Source organism: Paenibacillus xylanexedens (assembly GCF_007676705.1).
GTDB lineage: Bacteria > Bacillota > Bacilli > Paenibacillales > Paenibacillaceae > Paenibacillus > Paenibacillus xylanexedens_C.
Window position 1 is genome coordinate 423,166 of the sequence record NZ_VEBF01000002.1, and the last position, 19,180, is coordinate 442,345.

General features: G+C 43.5%; 19 protein-coding genes. 2 read left to right on the top strand and 17 right to left on the bottom strand.

The genetic code is table 11. The annotated features are described in order from the left end of the window. Positions 1-25: 25 nt before the first annotated feature. The 8 genes from FS628_RS11825 to FS628_RS11860 form a co-directional block, all read right to left on the bottom strand. Positions 26-700 carry a GntR family transcriptional regulator gene (locus tag FS628_RS11825; RefSeq protein ID WP_145322120.1) on the bottom strand — a complete coding sequence of 225 codons (675 nt, stop codon included), beginning with the start codon at positions 698-700 and terminating at the stop codon, positions 26-28. 102 nt (positions 701-802) lie between these two features. Then, the gene (locus FS628_RS11830; RefSeq protein WP_145322122.1) at positions 803-2,437 is read right to left on the bottom strand and encodes an ABC transporter substrate-binding protein; all 1,635 of its coding nucleotides are present in this window, start codon (positions 2,435-2,437) and stop codon (positions 803-805) included. Between the two features lie 291 nt (positions 2,438-2,728). Further along, positions 2,729-3,601, bottom strand: coding sequence for a carbohydrate ABC transporter permease (locus FS628_RS11835; protein ID WP_036613592.1), 873 nt, complete (start codon positions 3,599-3,601; stop codon positions 2,729-2,731). 12 nt (positions 3,602-3,613) lie between these two features. Then, positions 3,614-4,543, bottom strand: a complete 930-nt coding sequence (locus FS628_RS11840) for an ABC transporter permease (RefSeq protein ID WP_440131292.1) — start codon at positions 4,541-4,543, stop codon at positions 3,614-3,616. Positions 4,544-5,129: 586 nt separating this feature from the next. Further along, positions 5,130-5,921, bottom strand: a complete 792-nt coding sequence (locus FS628_RS11845) for an HAD family hydrolase (RefSeq protein ID WP_145322126.1) — start codon at positions 5,919-5,921, stop codon at positions 5,130-5,132. A 28-nt stretch (positions 5,922-5,949) separates the two neighbouring features. Then, positions 5,950-6,459 carry a hypothetical protein gene (locus FS628_RS11850; protein ID WP_017688037.1) on the bottom strand — a complete coding sequence of 170 codons (510 nt, stop codon included), beginning with the start codon at positions 6,457-6,459 and terminating at the stop codon, positions 5,950-5,952. A gap of 124 nt (positions 6,460-6,583) precedes the next feature. After that, a complete protein-coding gene (locus FS628_RS11855; protein WP_017688036.1) occupies positions 6,584-6,793 on the bottom strand; it encodes a DUF896 domain-containing protein in 210 nt (69 codons plus the stop codon). Positions 6,794-6,888: 95 nt separating this feature from the next. Next, on the bottom strand, positions 6,889-7,266 hold the full coding sequence (locus FS628_RS11860; protein ID WP_145322128.1) for a LysM peptidoglycan-binding domain-containing protein: 378 nt from the start codon (positions 7,264-7,266) through the stop codon (positions 6,889-6,891). A gap of 294 nt (positions 7,267-7,560) precedes the next feature. Here FS628_RS11860 and lexA point away from each other — a divergent pair, with 294 nt between their 5' ends. Continuing rightward, entirely contained in the window at positions 7,561-8,187 is a 627-nt protein-coding gene (lexA, locus tag FS628_RS11865; RefSeq protein ID WP_017688034.1) for a transcriptional repressor LexA, read from the top strand. A 108-nt stretch (positions 8,188-8,295) separates the two neighbouring features. Here the strand turns inward: lexA and FS628_RS11870 are convergent, their stop codons facing one another. Continuing rightward, positions 8,296-8,988, bottom strand: coding sequence for an aldehyde dehydrogenase family protein (locus FS628_RS11870; RefSeq protein WP_313958616.1), 693 nt, complete (start codon positions 8,986-8,988; stop codon positions 8,296-8,298). A gap of 104 nt (positions 8,989-9,092) precedes the next feature. Here FS628_RS11870 and FS628_RS11875 point away from each other — a divergent pair, with 104 nt between their 5' ends. Next, a complete protein-coding gene (locus FS628_RS11875; protein ID WP_260871014.1) occupies positions 9,093-9,386 on the top strand; it encodes a tyrosine-type recombinase/integrase in 294 nt (97 codons plus the stop codon). A gap of 57 nt (positions 9,387-9,443) precedes the next feature. Here the strand turns inward: FS628_RS11875 and glnA are convergent, their stop codons facing one another. From glnA to hfq, 8 genes are all read right to left on the bottom strand, one after another. Continuing rightward, positions 9,444-10,772, bottom strand: coding sequence for a type I glutamate--ammonia ligase (glnA, locus tag FS628_RS11880; RefSeq protein ID WP_091029299.1), 1,329 nt, complete (start codon positions 10,770-10,772; stop codon positions 9,444-9,446). A gap of 130 nt (positions 10,773-10,902) precedes the next feature. After that, a complete protein-coding gene (locus FS628_RS11885) occupies positions 10,903-11,316 on the bottom strand; it encodes a MerR family transcriptional regulator (RefSeq protein ID WP_056689944.1) in 414 nt (137 codons plus the stop codon). 82 nt (positions 11,317-11,398) lie between these two features. Further along, on the bottom strand, positions 11,399-12,652 hold the full coding sequence (locus FS628_RS11890; protein ID WP_145322130.1) for a methionine gamma-lyase family protein: 1,254 nt from the start codon (positions 12,650-12,652) through the stop codon (positions 11,399-11,401). 84 nt (positions 12,653-12,736) lie between these two features. Beyond that, complete coding sequence (hflX, locus tag FS628_RS11895) at positions 12,737-14,023, bottom strand: GTPase HflX (protein WP_076210080.1); 1,287 nt, start codon at positions 14,021-14,023, stop codon at positions 12,737-12,739. A gap of 118 nt (positions 14,024-14,141) precedes the next feature. Next, the gene (locus FS628_RS11900) at positions 14,142-15,113 is read right to left on the bottom strand and encodes an AAA family ATPase (RefSeq protein ID WP_091011956.1); all 972 of its coding nucleotides are present in this window, start codon (positions 15,111-15,113) and stop codon (positions 14,142-14,144) included. A gap of 113 nt (positions 15,114-15,226) precedes the next feature. Then, complete coding sequence (locus FS628_RS11905) at positions 15,227-15,790, bottom strand: DUF402 domain-containing protein (RefSeq protein WP_145322132.1); 564 nt, start codon at positions 15,788-15,790, stop codon at positions 15,227-15,229. A 286-nt stretch (positions 15,791-16,076) separates the two neighbouring features. Further along, positions 16,077-18,740, bottom strand: a complete 2,664-nt coding sequence (locus tag FS628_RS11910; protein ID WP_145322134.1) for a penicillin-binding protein 1A — start codon at positions 18,738-18,740, stop codon at positions 16,077-16,079. Positions 18,741-18,909: 169 nt separating this feature from the next. Then, complete coding sequence (hfq, locus tag FS628_RS11915; protein WP_017687918.1) at positions 18,910-19,152, bottom strand: RNA chaperone Hfq; 243 nt, start codon at positions 19,150-19,152, stop codon at positions 18,910-18,912. Positions 19,153-19,180: the final 28 nt, after the last annotated feature.

The window sequence follows — 19,180 nt, forward strand, 5'->3', positions numbered from 1 at the left end:
GAGCGTATTTTAAAACATCTTCGTACTAGATAAAATAATGTGGGTATTTTGCTTTTATCGATTCCTGTTCAATCACGACAAGCCTGAGATGAGCTTCCATCACCTGAACCGCTTGCTCCGTCTTACGCTCTGTGATAAGTCGATAAATCTCTTTGTGCTGCGAGATAATGACCTCCAGATTGGAATCCTCCGCTAGACGTAATAAACGCAACCGATTAAACGGGATATTTAGCTGTTGCAACATTTTCCACGTTCTCAGCTTCCCTGTGCCCTGAAACAAAATCTGATGAAACTCTTCATCCAGTTCGAACAGTCGATAGAAATTGTTTTTCCCTATACATACTTCCTGCATTGCAATGTTGGTTTCGAGTCTGAATCGGAACTCTTCAGGGAACGAAACACAAGCCAACGTCACGATTTCCTTCTCCATTTTCTCCCGCATAAACCTGCCTTCTTCCACATGCTCCAAGTTGATATGAGAGACTATGGTTCCACTCTGTGGAATAATATCCAGCAGTTCTTCTTCAGCAAGCTTCATGAATGCTTCCCGCACGGGGGTTCTGCTCACCTGCAGTTCATCTGCAATCTCTTTCTCTGAAATCTTGGTACCAGGCTTAAGTTCCAGATGAAGAATTCGTTCTTTTAACAGATTATATGAATATGCCCGGGTCGAGCCTCTAATTTTTTGATTAAGTGACATGCCTTGACCTCTTTCTCTCAGCCGTATTCATTCATCTTAGCACAAATTACCGTTCCACTTAAATATCGGAGTGAAACGGTAATCCGGACAGCATCAACTATATTATTGTTTGTTTTCTTTGTAGGCTTTGTACGTGTCATTTGCCAGCTTCAGATAATTAGATAATCCTTGACTATCCAGCTCTTTGGCAAACGTATCAAATTCAGACAAGTCCCGCTCACCCAAGATAAATTTAAGTGTATTTTGATCCGAATAGTCTTTCAGTGGTGTACTCAGAAGTGTCACCCGTTCACGATCCTCAGAAGAGTATGGAATTGGTGGTTCTGCCGGGATAACCTCTTTGGTATCCTTCATGTCTTGCTGGAATTTCAACTCTTCTTCACTAAACATGGATTGCAGCAGATCTGTAGTACCCCCATAGGCAAATACACCACCAGAGAAGCCATAGTCAATACGCAAATCCTTCGTTCCTTTCGGATTCAAACCATTGTAGTTAACGTCCTCTGCCAATTTACGTTTTCCACCCTCTTTGGTGAATGTTTCACCTTCTACGCCCCACTTGGCGAACTCTTGCCCCTCATCACTGTAGTACAGCCAATCAACGAATTGCATAATGGCTTTGAAATTTTCACTCTTTTGAATTTTCCCGGAGATCATGACACCGTTTTCAAGTCTAGACCCGGACATCAGCTGTCCTTTTGGCCCACCAGGTACTGTAATCTTCGCAACCGAGAATTTACCCTCTCCCAGTGTTTTGTTCATATCATTTCGGTGCAGCACCACCGTTTGGGAGTTACCATTAATCATGAATGATTTGCCGGATACAAATTTCTGTACAGCCTGATCATCATCCTGTGTAAAACTCTCCTTATCGAGCAGCCCTTCGGATACCAACTTGTTAAAGTACGTTAGCATTTCCTTATACTCTGGTGTAGTAGCCGTGTATACAAATTGATCTTGATCTTCTTTATACGTCAATCCATTACCAAAACCCCATCCAGCCTTGGTGCCAAAGCCGGTAGCAGCGATATTCAACGTGCTATTGAATTGGAATCGGTCCGAAAACGGAATAGAATCCGGATAGATCTCTTTCAGTTTCTTCGCTGCATCATACAATTCGTCCCATGTGGTCGGGATGGCGATGTTATTTTCCTCAAAAACATCTGTTCTTACGAGCAATGTGTAATCTGGCCATACTTCTTCATGAAGACCAGGAAGTACATAGTACTTTCCATCTTCCTGTCGAAGTCCTTCAAGTTCATCTTCCAATCCCCATTTTTCCACTTTATCCTTGAAGTTCGGCATCAAATCAATATAATCACTAATCGGCAAGATCGCACCGGAAGATACAAATGCAGACTCTTCACCTGGATACGTTTTGGGAATAACCAGTGGTGCATCACCGGAACTAATTAACAAAGATCTCTTCTGAGAGTAATCGCTCATCGGTACAATCGTTGGCTCAAGCGTCACACCCGTCAGTTCGGTGATTTTATCAAAAAGTAACCAGTCTTTTTTATATGGATAACTAGGTTGATCACTATATAGTATGGAGAGATTAAACGGCTCCGTTGCCTTGAATGTATCCCCTACATTGTACGTCTCCATCGCAGCGTTGGTCTGAACTTCTGTGACGTCACCTCCAGTTCCAGTACCGCTGCTACATGCTGCCAGAACGACGGTCATCATTGTTGCCAAAACCATTTTACCGACAAACTTACGTGGCTTTTGATTCATTTAGGTTATCCCCCTGAATTTGGTTTAGGTTGACCTTGCCTTAAAAACTTTTTAAATAACCTCTAAAAGTTAATCATGTGAATCATTCTTTATAAATTGAACTATTCATTTACACAAAACGGAGAGAACAGAAAAAACCTGAAAAAGAGTAGCGCTCGCCTTTATCACCGGATTTTCCCTTTTAAACAGGGAATCGAAAAAATCTGGGGATAACAGCGATTGGAAGGTTATTCTGTCATCGGAGTGTTCCGTGTAAATCATCTTTAGTTCAATTTATATAGCTGCTACGTATTACTGTTTAACAGACCCCAACATGATACCGGTTACAAAGTATCTTTGAACAAATGGATAAATGGTGAGTATCGGCAAGATGGTTAATACCATCGTTACTGACTTAATATTGGCAGCAATCTGTGTCAGGTTATCAGCTGAGGTTGCACCAGCAGACGCCCCGCTTGTCGCTCCTGCAATCATATTGCGCAAATAAATGGTGACTGGGAACAGTTCTTTTTTGTCCAAATACAGAAAGGCTGGGAACCAGGAATTCCAATGACCTACTGCGTAGAACAGCACCATGGTTGCCATAACAGCTTTACTCAGCGGCAAAATAATGCGTAACAAGATCCCGTAAGTGTTCAAACCGTCAATGGAGGCAGCTTCCTCCAGTTCTTCAGGCATATTCTCAAAAAATGACTTCATGATCAGCATGTTGTATATGCTAATTGCACCAGGCACAACAAGTGCCCACATGGTGTTGTTGAAGCCAAGAGAATTAATCAAGACATAGTTAGGAATCAATCCACCACTGAAGAACATCGTGAACACGGCGAACATCGTCAGAAATTTGCGACCCATCAACCTCTTTTTGGACAGGGCATATGCAAAAATAGTCGTCATGAACATGGAGATTAACGTACCTACCACGGTGTAAATAATCGTATTTTTATAATTGGTCCAGAACATGCTGTCACGTGAGATGGTTTTATAAGTCTCTACATTAAATCCTCTTGGGAACAGACTAACCTTGCCCGAATTAATATAGGATTCACTGCTGAAGGATTGTGCCACGACATTCAAGAATGGATAGAGCGTTATAAATACCACGAATAACAGAAAGATGACATTGAAAACTTTAAATACCTTATAAGATCTGGATTCCTGCATGATGCTCCTCCTTTACCATAAGCTTCTTTGTGTCAGTCTGCGTGAGATGGCATTTACGGAGAACACCAGGATCAGACCGATCAGCGATTCGAATAAGCCAATTGCGGTAGCATAACTGAAGTTACTGGATTCCAGTCCGACCCGATACAGGTAAGTGGAAATCACATCAGATGTCTCATAGATAAGCGGATTGTACAAGAGCAAAATCTTTTCAAATCCAACAGCCAGGAAATTACCCATGTTCAAAATCAATAACGTCACAATTGTTGGCAAGATACCTGGAATCGTCACATAAATCGTTTGCTTCCAACGATTGGCACCATCGATACGCGCAGCTTCATACAAAGAATCATCAATGGTTGTCAGTGCAGCCAGATAAAGAATAGCTCCCCAACCCATACCCTGCCATACCTCTGAAGTGATATAGATTGTTCTAAACCATTCAGCCCGCTGCATAAAAGGAATATTGTCTCCGGTGAAGAAAGCCACCAGTCCATTAATAGATCCATTCACTGCTGTCAGTTGCAGGATCATACCCGCAACGATAACGATGGACAGAAAATGAGGCAGATAAGACGCGGTCTGTACAAACTTTTTGAATCGTTTACTCTTCACTTCGTTAAGCATCAAGGCAAAAATGATTGGAACCGGGAAGGTAAAGAGTAACGCAAGTCCGCCCAACATCAGCGTGTTACCGAATACTCTCCAGAAGGTAGGGTCCTCAATGAACATTTTGAAGTATCGTAATCCAACCCACGTTTCTCCAAATATACTCCCCCCAGGAACAAAACGTCTGAACGCAATCACATTACCAATCATCGGTCCATATTTGAAAATAAGGAGATAAATGATGGGAAGGATTAATAGTGAATACAGTTGCCAGTCTTTGCGGAACAATGTAGCTGCCGTTCGTAATCTGCTCTCTTTACGTAAAGATGTCATGGTTAACGTTGTTTTAGCGGTTTCCGACTCCATGTGTTTTCACTCCGATCCAGGACTTGATAAGTAAGAGTAATTCATGTACTACCCCATTGTTTCTCCTGTTGTAGAAGACAACAACTCCTTCATCTTCACCCCCACTACAAAATAGATAACAGACCAATCTAAGCGATACCATATTAGAGTGTTATGTAGAATCACACAATCCAAGGTGCTTCACAACATAAATTAGCACTTGCTAGGCGGTGTGATCTCCAAATCGAAAGAAGCTATCCTAAAATATTAAGCGCTTACAATCAATCGAAAATAATAAGCAATAACTCCCTGCTTCCATTCAATGAAGTAAGCCAAAAAGAAATTGCTTTAGGACAATCTGAATACTAGTCATACTAGTATGTTAGTTACATTCTAATCCAGCTTCCCCTTAATTTCAATAACTTTTAGCAAAAAAAATTATTATCTCATTTAACAAGGTAAATTGGGCAACATGCCCAATAAAAAAACATTGGTAACTTCACGAACGATATTATCGTTCAATGAAGCTTCCAATGTTTCAGGGTGCTGAGGAAAGATGTTATAGCTGATCTGCTCAGAAATTAGCAATAAGCTGATCTAATTCCGATAAATGCGTTATTTCATGGTCAGGCGCATACGTTTCATTGTTGGTCTTATGCTCACGGTTAATCCATACGGATTGGATGCCAGAGGATAAAGCACCACGAATATCCGTCGTCAACTTGTCTCCCACCATCATGCTCTCTTCCGGTTTAACTCCCAGTTTACTCAAAGCATGTTCAAATATCGACGGATCTGGTTTTCCTTTTCCGAAGTTACCCGAGATAATAATCTCATCAAAGAAAGGAGTCAATTCAGGTACACCATCCAACTTCTCTTGTTGCAAAGCAGGACAACCGTTCGTTAACAACAACAGTTTGTACTTTCCTTGTAACTGACGCAAGGTATCCATCGTTTCTTCGTATACATGAGGTCTGGATCTCCGTTCTACGCCAAACTGCGAAGCAAGTTGTTCAGCAAGATCTTCCCGATCTATACCCAACTTCAACAAGCCACGACGCCAGGATTCTTTACGGTAAACTGGAGCAAGTTGTTCCAACTGACGGAACTCAGGTTGATCCCCACCAGTAAAGTTAGCCCAAAGGCCTTCAAACGGATTGATTCCAATCATTTTAGTAAACGGAAAGGTTTCATATGATTCATATAGTCCACGTGCCTCATTACGAACAGCTTCTTCAAGTTCTTCTGGTTTAACCCCAGTCTCTTTCGCTGCGATTAGACAAGTCTCATGAAAAGCTTCTCGAACACTACGCTCATCCCATAATAAAGTATCATCTAGGTCGAACAAAATCGCTTTTAACGCCATTCCGATCATCTACCCCTTTATACAATAATTACTTTTCGACGGTTTCCACGGTGATCTGGTGTGCTTTTGCAAACTTCAGCAAACGTTCTGCAATCGCATCTGTATCGTAACGGTTCAATAACTTGGTGAACACCCATCTTTTCCCGCGACTGTTATGTTCGATAACAACTGTACCTGGTTCAATTCTGAATTTGACAATATCGTCAACCCCGATTGAACGTTCACGATTCCCCTTCGTCGTTATAATCCGATTACTGCTAATCTTGATGTATGGACGGCGAAGCATGAAGATGACTGCCAAAAATACGTAAAGCAGCATCGTCACCCAGTCCCAGGTTGTCATCGGAGCTTGCACAAGGAACGTGCTCATAAACAGGTACAAAAAGGCGAGACCGATCAAAAATATAGGGAACAAAAGGCTACGTCCTTTAAAGACTTCTTCACCTGGTGTACCTGTGATTGGTTGACCACTTTTTTTACGTTGCTGATTTAACTGCTTGGAATTTTTCTTAACCGTTCTCTCGAACGAACGCGACATGAGAATCCCCCTTATGTGTCTTTGTATCGGCTTACATAACTGTAAACCAACATTTCCCCCTATAAATTGCACCCTCAAATAACAGGAAGAAACCTAAATATCATAATGATATCATTAGGTTTCGTTAGTGTTTGAGTTTGCCTTGGTGGCCTTTGTCATTCTCATCATCAACAATCTCAATGGTATCCAGTTGCTGTCTGAAATTGCTGCGGATATTACTCAAATAAATCTCTCTAAGCTCGGCACGTTCAGCAAGTTCTTCCTCCGACAATCCAGTGGACTTTTGCTTACGAGCCAATTCGTTAATGCGTGCTACCAGACTATCTATATCCAAGCTTGTCCCCTCCAAAAATACAAAGTCATATTAACTTTGCCATGATAAAGGCAGCTTGTCAAGCTGACACGCGCTTAGACAAGGTAATGTGTATTTTATTCTGCAAATTGGGGTAGAGCTAATACCTGACCCACTTGGATCGAAGTCGTATGAAGTTGATTCACTTTTTTAATTGCTTCTATATAAACACGTGTATCCATATTCGACGGTTTGTGTTCCAAAGAAATACTCCATAATGTTTCCCCTTCTGAAATGGCTATCTTTCCTCCTGGAAGAACATCATTCTCATTGCCAGCAAATACAGTTAAAACAGTGCTACATCCAATAAATATAATTAAAGAGGTAATAGCCACCTTTAACATCCATGAAGAAATCTTGAAACGTGCTAAAACCTTCTTGTAGTTCCCTATGTTGGATTTCACCAGTTCCGAATTCATTGGTTCATAAATGCTTTGATAAGTAGAATATCTCATTAAATACCCGCCTCCAAACGTTTGTTCCTATCTGTTGGAATCAATATAACACGAACACTTGTTTTGTTCAATAGCTTTTTAGAACAATTGTTCGCTTCTTTTTGAAGGAGAGATATCCTAATTGAAGCCTCTTGCACAGTATTTGTAATATTCTGCTCTAACTTTTGTACAAATTCTGTTCTGAAAGTTACAAAACACTGATTTAATGCCATTTTATTTAGAACTTATGTTTGTACGAACGGAGGTTCTATGTTATAATTTTCCCAAACGTTACTAAAATGGGGTTGATACGGTATGTCGAAGATATCCAGCAGGCAGCAGGCTATTCTGGAGTTTATACGAAATGAAGTCCGGTTGAAGGGGTATCCTCCTTCCGTACGGGAAATTGGTGAAGCGGTTGGACTGGCTTCCAGCTCAACAGTACATGGACATTTGGATCGTTTGGAGAAAAAAGGGCTGATCCGACGCGACCCTACCAAACCAAGAGCTATTGAGCTTTTGAGCCAGGAAGAATCTGAGCATTCTCATCAATTTGCTCATAGCGTTGCACGTATTCCTGTCGTTGGTAAGGTTACAGCCGGGGTTCCAATCACTGCAACCGAGAACATTGAAGACTACTTCCCTCTTCCTACGCACTATGTAGGCGAACAGAAAGTGTTTATGCTTTCGGTAGTCGGAGATAGTATGGTCGAAGCTGGAATCGTTAACGGAGATTATGTTATTGTCCGTCAACAGCAAACTGCTGATAACGGTGATATCGTCGTTGCAATGACTGAAGACGATGAAGCTACAGTGAAAACGTTCTACAAAGAGAAAGATCATATTCGCCTTCAACCGGAGAATGCGACCTTCGAACCTTTACGTTTGAAACACGTTAGTATTCTGGGTAAAGTCATTGGCCTTTTCCGAGATATTCATTAATATTTACATGAGTAACAAAACTAGATGTAATGCAATAAATACGAAAAGAGGTTGCCCTGACGAACAGGACAACCTCTTTTTTCATGTTTATGTTGTTTTATCGGCTAATTATTCACTACGTTTCAGAACACTCTTGTGATGAGAGAACACATCAAAGCTCTGTTGTCCGTGATATGAGCCCATACCACTCTCTCCTACCCCACCAAACGGGAGATAGTGTGAAGTCATATGAGAAAGGGTGTCATTAATACATCCCCCACCGAAGGATACTTGATTCAAAACCTGATTCTGCAGTTGCTCATCCTGTGTGAAGAGATATAGCGCCAATGGTTTTGGACGGCGAACGATTTCATCCAGCATGGGGTTCAGGTCACTGTACGTAAATACAGGAAGCACTGGACCGAAGATCTCTTCTTGCATGACAGATGATTCCCAGTTCACATCTCCAAGTACAGTCGGCTCAATAAGCAACTGCTCACGCACAGAACGTCCACCAATTAGCGTTTTACCATCATTAAGGAATTTCGACAATCGATCAAAGTTACGAGTGTTGACAATATGCGGAAAATCAGTGTTCTGTAGCACATCATCTCCAAATTTATCTTTGATCTCTGCACCAATCAGATCGATCAGTTCATCATGAACTTGTTCATGCACGAGCAAGTAATCCGGAGCAACGCAAGTTTGTCCCGCATTCAGGAACTTACCCCGAACAAGACGCTGTGCTGCCAGCTTCAGATCTGCATCGCTATGAACTATAGCCGGACTCTTACCCCCTAGCTCCAGGGTTACAGGAGTCAGATATCAACTACAACCAACCTTATACAATTCAATTTACTAAAACCAGCTAATTAATTTTATAGTCGGTATTCAAAAGGCTCTCCTCTTAATACAGGAGAGCCTTTTTGGTTGCCTTCTCCCGCATCTTACAACGTTGTGATCTCCCATCCCTCCCCATTCACTCTCTCCGACAAACCTGCGCGGTTCTTTTACTTGAGTCCGGGGCAGATATGAAATTCGTTCAAGAACAATTAGGTCACGGAAGTATCCAGATCACATCAGATGTATATGCCCATATCTCTGGCAAGATCCAGAAAAGCAATATAGATAGATTTGAGAAATTCACTGAAGAAATTTTCGAATGGAAAAATATTTTGTGGGCATTTTGTGGGCACTTTGGTTTTTTATTAAATATGTAGGTACTTGCCCACAAAAAGAAAAACCCCTCAGCGCTAGAGCGCCAAGGGATTGAGCTATTAGTACAAAGTAATATATTGATCGCGTTCCCATTGGTGGACTTGTGTTCTATACATATCCCACTCAATTTCTTTCAGCTCATAGAAGTGAGCCAAGGCGTGGTCGCCGAGAGCATCACAGATTACTTCGCTGCGAATCAATTCATTCAATGCTTCTTTCAGGTCAGCTGGCAAGCTTGGAATGCCTTCTTCCACACGCTCTTCTTCTGACATGATGTAGATGTTACGGTCAATTGGAGCTGGTAAGGAAAGCTCACGTTTGATTCCGTCCAGACCTGCTTTCAACAAAACAGCCAAAGCCAGGTAAGGGTTAGCAGCCGGATCCGGGTTACGAACCTCAACACGTGTACTCAGACCACGGGAAGCTGGAATACGGATCATTGGGCTACGGTTACTAGCAGACCATGCTACATAACAAGGTGCTTCATAACCTGGTACAAGACGTTTGTATGAGTTCACAGTTGGGTTAGTAATTGCTGCAAACGCACGCGCATGCTTCAGAGTTCCAGCCATGAAGTGACGTGCAGTTTTGCTCAGACCCAACTCGTCCGACTCGTCAACGAATGCGTTCTCATTGCCTTTGAACAAGGATTGGTTACAGTGCATACCGGATCCGTTCATACCAAACAGCGGTTTCGGCATGAATGTTGCATGTAAACCATGCTGACGTGCAATCGTTTTAACAACGAGTTTGAACGTTTGGATCTGGTCAGCTGCTTTCAGAGCATCAGCATATTTAAAGTCGATCTCATGCTGACCTGGAGCTACCTCATGGTGGGAAGCTTCAATCTCAAAGCCCATTTCTTCAAGTGTGATAACGATGTCACGACGACAGTTTTCACCAAGATCCGTAGGCGCAAGGTCGAAATAACCACCTTGGTCATTCAATTCGTTAGTTGGGTTTCCTTTTTCGTCTGTTTTGAACAAGAAGAACTCGGGTTCAGGACCGACGTTGAAGGAAGTGAATCCCATATCTTGGGCTTCCTTCAGGTTTCGTTTCAAGATGCCACGTGGATCTCCTGGGAACGGATTACCATCCGGAAGATATACGTCACAAATCAGGCGTGCAACACGGTTCTCTGCAACCCATGGGAAAATAAGCCAAGAATCTAGATCTGGATAGAGGTACATGTCGGACTCTTCAATACGTACATAACCTTCAATGGAAGATCCATCGAACATCATTTTGTTATCCAGAGCCTTAGTCAACTGGCTCACAGGAATCTCAACGTTTTTGATAGCTCCAAGCAAATCGGTAAACTGCAATCGAATGAATCGTACGTTTTCTTCTTTCGAAATGCGGAGAATGTCTTCTTTTGTATAACTCACTATAACCTCTCCCTTTCTTATCTGCGTAATTTGGCTTGCCTGTTATATTTGTACATTAGAAAGTTCCACGGGTCAAGGAGTCTCACACCAAAAGTGCATGTTTTCCCCTCACTCGCCAAGTTATGCGAACTTACTTTTTATTAAAGAATCGGGAAAGCTCTCCCTGAATGAGAGATACTTGTCCAGGTCTCTTACCTGATACAAGTTGTTGCTTCAGCAAGCGGTGCAACTGCGTATCGGACAGCTCTCTGCGTTTGACTTCAGTATCTGGCGTGATAACTGTAGCTTCCTCGGATTCTTTCGAAACAGGATTCATCACTTGTTTGATCCCTGCGATGTTAACTCCTTTTTCAATCAAAGCCTTGATCTCTAGCAATCTCTCTACGTCATTAAAAGAGAACAAACGTTGATTACCTGACGTTCTCGCAGGAACGATCAAGCTGTGCTGCTCATAGTAACGAATCTGACGTGCAGACAGATCCGTAAGTTTCATTACAATACCAATCGGGAATAAGGCCATATTTCTGCGAATTTCATCACCCATGTTCATCAACCTTCCAGTCATCTATTCTTCACCCTATTGTACATTTAGTTATTACCAAGTGTCAATGACGTGTTAGATAAACTCACAATAATTTACGATCTTTCATAGTCTGTAACGCCATCAAAACGCCATATTTGACATGAGAGTACGTTAATCCGCCTTGCATATACCCGATATACGGCTCCCGAATAGGCGCGTCGGCTGATAATTCCAGACTTCCACCCTGAATGAACGTACCTGCCGCCATAATGACAGGGTGCTCATAACCAGGCATATCCCACGGTTCAGGAACCACATGACTATCCACAGCTGCTGCACGCTGAATCCCCTGCACGAAGGCGATCAGATGCTCGGCAGAGCTAAACTGAACAGCCTGGATCAGATCTGTGCGAGCTTCATTCCAGGCGGGTTTGGTTACAAATCCGGATTCAGCAAACATCGCGGCAGCAAACGTACTTCCTTTGATAGCTTGTCCTACAATTGTCGGTGCCATGTAAAGTCCTTGGTAGATGCCACGTGTTGTCCCCAGCATTGCTCCCACCTCTCCCCCAATTCCAGGGGCTGTCAGACGATAAGCTGCCAGCTGTACGTACTGTTCCTTCCCACATATGTATCCACCGGTTTCCGCAATACCTCCACCCGGATTCTTGATCAGTGACCCGGCCATCAGATCAACTCCGACTTCTGTCGGTTCACGTTCTTCCGTGAATTCACCATAACAATTGTCCACGAATACGATAACATCTTCCTTCAGCGCTTTAACACGTGTAACCATCTCAGCGATTTCAGCAACGCAGAAGGAAGAGCGCCAGTCATAACCACGTGAACGTTGAATCCCAATGACTTTCGTAGCCGGTGTGATGCTTTTCTCAACTTCTGCCCAGTCCACTCTACCTTCAGCGGTTAAGGCCGTCTCTCGGTAACCGATGCCAAAATCGCGTAACGAACCTGTACCATCGCCGGGTTTGCCAATAACTTTATGCAATGTGTCATAAGGCTTACCCGTGATGTACAATAATTCGTCACCTGGGCGCAATACTCCAAAAAGAGCTGTACTAATCGTATGTGTACCTGAAGCAAAATGAGGACGTACCAACGCAGCCTCCGCGCCGAAAACATCAGCATATACTTCATCAAGCACTTCACGACCTCGATCGTTATACGCATAACCTGTTGAACCTGCAAAGTGGAAATCACTTACTTTTCGCTGTTGGAAGGCATTAATCACCTTCCATTGATTGTGATCTGTGATCCGATCAATCTGTTGCAGTTGTCCTTCAATCTGACGCTCCACTTGATGTTGAAGATCAGATATTTCTGAATCAAAGCTTACCATCTTACTTCATTCCCCTTCATAGCACGAATCTGACGTTAAATTTCTATTATCGTGTCAACTTATCACATCAATATGTCATGAGTATTACAATTCGATGAAATCTTCAAGCATATGACCAAATTTCTCATACTCACCTTTTTGTAATTCCACTTCATAAATCACATCATTTTCTTCAAAGCTGGTATCCACTACATCACCAATTTTGTAGAGGACGGACGTAAGATCACCACGTTCTGCCGGAATCCGGAAGCGCTTCGTGTCACCTGTAAGCTCTGTCTGGATCAATTCACGGATTTTAAGCAAATCGTCTGCGTCTAATGCGCTTACTTTGATGTGGTCTTTATCCAATGGAAGCATCTCAAGCTGTTCAGGTGTGCATGCATCTTTCTTGTTATAAAGCACTAGCTGTGGCTTGTCCCCTGAACCAAGTTCTTGCAGAATCGTGTTAACCGTTCGCATCTGATCTTCACGCATTGCCGATGAGGCATCCACAACGTGCAGGATGAGATCTGCTTCATTTACTTCCTCCAGCGTTGCCCGGAAAGCTGCAATCAGATCATGCGGAAGATTTTGAATAAAGCCAACCGTGTCAGTAAGTACGATCTCTTTGCCACTCGGAAGCTCCATGGTACGTGATGTTGGATCCAGTGTAGCAAATAACTGATCTTGAATATAAACATCTGCAGCAGTCAACTGCTTGAGCAATGTTGATTTGCCAGCATTGGTATAACCAACAAGAGCCACCTGAACAATACCTGTCTTTTTACGGCGTTCACGATGCAATTTACGATGACGTGTCAGTTCTTCCAGATGACGTTTCAGATCATCGATGCGACCACGGATGTGACGGCGGTCTGTCTCCAGTTTGCTTTCACCAGGACCTCTAGTACCAATACCGCCACCGAGTCTGGACAGGTTCTTACCATGACCCGATAAACGTGGCAGCAAGTAGCTATGTTGAGCCAATTCCACTTGAATGATACCTTCTCTTGTGTTGGCACGTTGTGCGAAGATGTCCAAAATCAATTGCGTACGGTCAATAATCTTAAGATCCAGGGTCTCTTCCAGATTACGAACCTGTGCACCTGACAATTCCTGATCAAAAATAGCTGTTGTTGCTCCGAGTTCCTCCGCAATCGCGCGAAGTTCTTCCACTTTGCCTTTACCAATAAACCATTTGGTATCGCGTTTTTCCCTGTTCTGAGAAAGTACACTTAGCACTTCCACTCCAGCTGTTTCGGCAAGTTTCACCAGTTCTTCTAAAGAGTACTCCGGATTGATACCTGTACGTTTTACATCATCCGTAACTAAACTCACCAAGACGGCGCGATCTTTTTTGACCATATCTGTATCATGTGTGCCATTTGTCATGTATATGTTCACTCCCTCTAATTGCTTATCTGTTGATATTCATTACCACGAATATGCCATGGCATGCCTTAAGCCGAACCGGTTGGCCCGGCCGGCTGTGTAAAAACTATATTATCGCTTACTTTCGCTCAAAGTTCAAATCCTCTGTACGGATTGTCATCAGCTCCAGTTTTCCTGGACTGCCTTCCGTATATTGTTCCAATAACCGAACCGCCTGATGCCTGATCGAACGCTCAATGGCATTACGAACGTATCTGGCGTTGCTGAAAGCATGCAGTGAATCATTTTTTTCCTGAAGCAAATGCTGCTTTAGTTTGAGTATGGTCTGTGGCATTAAAATATAGTCACGCTCTTTGGCCATAATCTCAGAGATTTGAATTAACTGATCAATGCTATAGTCTGGAAACTCCACTTGAATGGGGAAACGGGAAGGTAATCCAGGATTCGTCTGGAGAAAAAAATCAATTTCTTCTGAGTACCCGGCAAGAATCAGTATAAACTGATTTTTATTATCTTCCATGGATTTAACCAGCGTATCGATTGCTTCCTTACCGAAATCCTTCTCACCACCGCGTGCCAAACTGTATGCCTCATCGATAAACAAGATCCCACCGAGCGCCTTTTTGACCAGGTCCCTTGTTTTCTGAGCCGTGTGACCGATATATTCTCCAACCAGATCCGCACGCTCTACTTCAATAAGATGTCCTTTACTCAACACACCCATCTTCTGAAATAGTTTGGCAACGATTCTGGCTACGGTTGTCTTACCGGTCCCCGGATTACCTTTGAAGATCATATGATACACGTGCGCGCCACTAAGTAAACCTGCTTCGGTACGCATCTGAGCAATCTGTAAGAAAGCATAGATTTCAAATACCAAATCTTTGATATTTTCAAGTCCAACCAGTTGCTCCAATTCACCCTGTATCTCCTGGAAGTGCGCATGTTTGGTTATACTCTTAGCTGCCTGGACTGCCGCCGCTTCATCTTTGACCAACATCTGAGGTTCCTGGTTACGCAACACGATATTAATTTGTCTGGATGGTCTGCCTCCTGGTTGCTCTCCTGCAGCCATGACCCGTCCGTTCATTCGCCATCACCTCTATTTTATCGGGCTGAACTCTCCTGATTATTAATGTATTCTATCAGGTGCTCCAATATTAGAAGGATCATGAAGAAGAATTCTGCGGCGAAGTACATGTCTCAAATCTGAATGTTTTTTCGAAACTCTCCGTTCTCAAACAAACTCTGCCTGTGTTTCAGCGATAAATGAAAGTACGGAAAAACATGTGCATCAATGGCATGCAGAAGTTCCTTTGCTGTCTTGTTCGCCAAGTCATAATCACCCGTCGTTATGTGCTTCCGTGACAGTGCATCTTCAAGCTCATCTTCATCCAGCAAAAATACTTCTCCATCTTTCAGTACCACGACATCCAGATACAAGTCATCAAACCAAGGCACACCCTGATCAGTTATCCCCTGACTGCGACATGTATCAATGTACCACTCCACAATCCGTTCCTGATCATCAAACATCGCGGTAACCACGAAGTGCTCTCCCTTCGGATAGTATTGCAGCCAAGAATAACCTTTATCTGCGATACAGAAGGTACTGCCTCCATATGTTTTCCACAGAGGTTCTTTCAAATCCTGTATGGTGTACAACGTAATATAACCTGTGAAAATCTTGGATTGAACGAACCGGCATGTGAATTGTCGGTTCGTAATCCGGCGCCAGTTCGCGCGGTCCCCGAATTTCCGTTTCATACGAACCCCTCTTTGCCGACTACAGGTCCGTGACCTGCTCTGATATTGGTGAACAATGTAATAACATCCGCATGATGGCCTCCAGCGCTCTGGACCTGCCTGCACAACGTATTACGAATAGTTACAGCTTACCATATTTAAGGTATACACTCAAAATCAAGCTTTGTCCCACCTATCCGTCAAATCAGCTTCTATTAAAGAGGGTTCCGTATATTACAAAAAAAACTGCTTCACCGATATTCCGGGAAGCAGTTTTTTCAGTTTAACTATTTAGTAATTCAATGGCTTAGCCGCCAGTTCCAGCTTGAGAATCCACAGGTGCATCTGTTCCTCCAGTATCACCACTTGTTCCGCTGTCCGGGGTTACAACCTCACCCGGCGTCGTTACGGATCCATCATCGGAACCTTCACCGGTGTCTCCTGGTTCCGTTGTCCCCTGATCAGGTGGGGTCGTGTTCCCTCCCCCAGGTTGACCGTTTCCTTGACCGGCTCCATCGTTATTACCATTGTTTCCGTTGTTACCATTTCCATTTCCGTTGTTGCCATTTTCATTCCCATTACCGTTATTACCGTTCGAGTTGCCATTATCCGGTGAACCATCGTCCGGATTCTCTGTACCTGGCTGCTCAGGATCTGTCTCTGTTCCGGGATCTATGCCCGGATCAGGTTCCTCCGGTGGCATTTCCTCCGCTTCAATCATCAGAGAAATGGTATTCGAAGGATCCGTCTCCAGTCCTGATGCCAAATCGTAGGCTGTCACATAGTACTCATAGGTTAGACCAGGCAACGCACTTAAATCTTGTGCACTGGTCGCTCCGATTGCATCAATGAGATGAGTGAACTGGGCTTCAGAGGTTTCTTTACGATAGATCCGATATTGTGTGCTACCGTCACCCGTTCCAGTCCAACTCAGTGAGACGGTTTGTGCAGTTGGATCATATGATCCACTCAGTCCACTAACGGATAGAGCCGGCTTCTCTGGTTCTTCTACTGGCGGAGGTGCCTGCCCTCCAGCCGGTGCTTTGAATTGCTTCACGGGAACGCCTTTCAACGCATCTCCCATGACTTTGGCAAAGAAAGCTGCTGACAGCTTACTGCTGTTCTTAAGCATATGATTCGCATCCGGATTGTCGTACCCCATCCAGACTGCCGCAGTCCACTCCGGTGTATATCCAACGAACCATACATCACGGTTGGCACTGTTGCCAGAGATACCACTTTGAACAGTTCCTGTTTTACCCGCTACTGGACGATCCAGACGCGCTGAGCGTCCCGTACCGTCATTAACGACGTTTTGCAGCATCTGCGTCAACTGATATGCATTTTGCTCACTCATGACACGCGTTGTGTCCGAGTTATCATGTTTGTAAGTGGTTTTGCCTGCGCTATCCTTGATTTCTTTAATCGCATAAGCTTGTCGGTATTCTCCAAGGTTGGCAAATGCACTATAGGCTTGCGCCATTTCCAGTGTATTTGTACCTTTACTTAGACCACCAAGGGCAATCGCCAAGTTTTTGTCTTCATCCGTCAGCTGTATGCCTACACTTTTGGCAAAATTAATGCCTGTGTTAACACCTATTTTATCAAGTAGCCAAACGGCAGGAATATTTTCCGATTTCGTAATGGCTTCCGTCATACTGATGGTTGAAGAATATCCATGCAAGTTACCAGGACAGTAGTTACCAAAACATTGCTTCTCATTACTCAGCGAGGAATTGGCACTGTAATTTCCTGATTCAAGAGCCGGTGCATAAGACACAATCGGTTTAAAAGCTGAACCTGGTTGTCTTCGACTCTGCGTTACACGGCTATAGCCTTTGGTCTGATAATCCCGCCCACCCAAGAGGGCAACGAGACTGCCATTCTCGTGGTTCATAATAACCATGGAGCCTTGAACCTGTTGATCATCTTTGCTTGCCTCAAACAGACTATCATCTGTGAAGGCAGTTTCCATGGCTGTTTGAGCCTGAGCATCCATGGTTGTGTAGATTTTGTATCCGCCGATATTCAGATCATCTTCCGTTTTGCCTGTTACACGTTCAGCTTCACGGAGGACATAATCAATAAAGGCTTGATATTTCTGGTCTTTTTCTGGTCGCTTGTAGTTATAATCTACCTCTTTAGCTTTATCCATCTCTTCCTTCGTGATGTAGCCTTGCTCATACATTAGCTGGAGAACAACACCACGACGTGCCTTGGAATCGTTCGGATTGCTCACCGGATTGTAGGCAGAAGGCCCCTTGGGCATCGCGGCGAGTGTGGCAATTTCCCACAATTCAAGATTATTTAGATCTTTTTCTCCAAAATAAAATTCAGATGCTGCTTTAATCCCGTAACGCTGATGACCGAAGAAAATCCGGTTCAGATACATCGTCAGGATTTCGTCTTTTGTGTACTTGCGCTCCAATGCCATTGCAATCGATACTTCCGTTGCTTTACGGAAGAATGTCTTGTCACGGGACAAGAACATGTTCTTGGCTAGCTGTTGGGTTAGTGTACTACCACCTTCCACCATGGATCGAGCCATGACATCCTTAACCGCCGCACGCCCAATGGACCAGATATCCACGCCCTGATGATCGTAGAATCGCTTATCCTCCGTTGCAACAAAGGCTTGCTTCACCAGCTCAGGAATATCATCTTCCTTGACGGGTTCCAGCTTCTGAATGGATAGCTCCCCCATTAATTGGCCATTGCGATCATATACTTTTGAAGTTTCATTAATTGTGGTTTTGTCTTTGTTGGCTTTGAGCAGATTTTCGCCACTCACCATAATAAATAAATATCCGCCAAGTGCACAGAATATGGCGATTGCCATTGTGAAAAACAGTGTCCATCCAACGCGTTTACCCGTAATTTTTTTCTTTTTAGAGGTCTTTGGTTTCGCTTTTTTGGGTGACTTGTTATTGTTGTTGCGATTGTTAGACCTCGACAACGGATCGTTTGGCATGTTACCTCCTGACTCCCTTTCGGTTGCGTAATTTCTATTCGTCTGTTGGCTCAGACATATATTAAACATATTTTGCCCGGAATGAAAAGAACAACCCTTTATTCAGGTTGCTCTGTTTCACTGCCTATACTTGTAGACGAAATGGTTGGTGAAAAGGTTTCGTAATTTTTTAAGCTTCGCCGCTGTTATCTTGCTGCATCAGCGATACGCTGCGTTGCGGCGTGAACGTGGAGATGGCATGCTTGTAGACCATTTGCTGGCGTCCGTCGCTGTCAATGACGATCGTAAAATTGTCAAATGCCTTGATCGTCCCGCGGATTTGGAAGCCGTTAGTCAGATAGACCGTAGCTGGAATATTTTCTTTCCGCAGTTGGTTCAAGAACGTATCTTGGATGTTGATGGACTTGTTCATTAGCCGTACCCCCATTGGTTCATTTGAA

Bases quoted from the DNA above. Each gene is read 5' to 3' on its own strand.
- FS628_RS11825 (WP_145322120.1), bottom strand. From the start codon at position 700: ATGTCACTTAATCAAAAAATTAGAGGCTCGACCCGGGCATATTCATAT.
- FS628_RS11830 (WP_145322122.1), bottom strand. From the start codon at position 2,437: ATGAATCAAAAGCCACGTAAGTTTGTCGGTAAAATGGTTTTGGCAACA.
- FS628_RS11835 (WP_036613592.1), bottom strand. From the start codon at position 3,601: ATGCAGGAATCCAGATCTTATAAGGTATTTAAAGTTTTCAATGTCATC.
- FS628_RS11840 (WP_440131292.1), bottom strand. From the start codon at position 4,543: ATGACATCTTTACGTAAAGAGAGCAGATTACGAACGGCAGCTACATTG.
- FS628_RS11845 (WP_145322126.1), bottom strand. From the start codon at position 5,921: ATGGCGTTAAAAGCGATTTTGTTCGACCTAGATGATACTTTATTATGG.
- FS628_RS11850 (WP_017688037.1), bottom strand. From the start codon at position 6,459: ATGTCGCGTTCGTTCGAGAGAACGGTTAAGAAAAATTCCAAGCAGTTA.
- FS628_RS11860 (WP_145322128.1), bottom strand. From the start codon at position 7,266: ATGAGATATTCTACTTATCAAAGCATTTATGAACCAATGAATTCGGAA.
- lexA (WP_017688034.1), top strand. From the start codon at position 7,561: ATGTCGAAGATATCCAGCAGGCAGCAGGCTATTCTGGAGTTTATACGA.
- FS628_RS11885 (WP_056689944.1), bottom strand. From the start codon at position 11,316: ATGGGTGATGAAATTCGCAGAAATATGGCCTTATTCCCGATTGGTATT.
- FS628_RS11890 (WP_145322130.1), bottom strand. From the start codon at position 12,652: ATGGTAAGCTTTGATTCAGAAATATCTGATCTTCAACATCAAGTGGAG.
- hflX (WP_076210080.1), bottom strand. From the start codon at position 14,023: ATGACAAATGGCACACATGATACAGATATGGTCAAAAAAGATCGCGCC.
- FS628_RS11900 (WP_091011956.1), bottom strand. From the start codon at position 15,113: ATGAACGGACGGGTCATGGCTGCAGGAGAGCAACCAGGAGGCAGACCA.
- FS628_RS11905 (WP_145322132.1), bottom strand. From the start codon at position 15,790: ATGAAACGGAAATTCGGGGACCGCGCGAACTGGCGCCGGATTACGAAC.
- FS628_RS11910 (WP_145322134.1), bottom strand. From the start codon at position 18,740: ATGCCAAACGATCCGTTGTCGAGGTCTAACAATCGCAACAACAATAAC.
- hfq (WP_017687918.1), bottom strand. From the start codon at position 19,152: ATGAACAAGTCCATCAACATCCAAGATACGTTCTTGAACCAACTGCGG.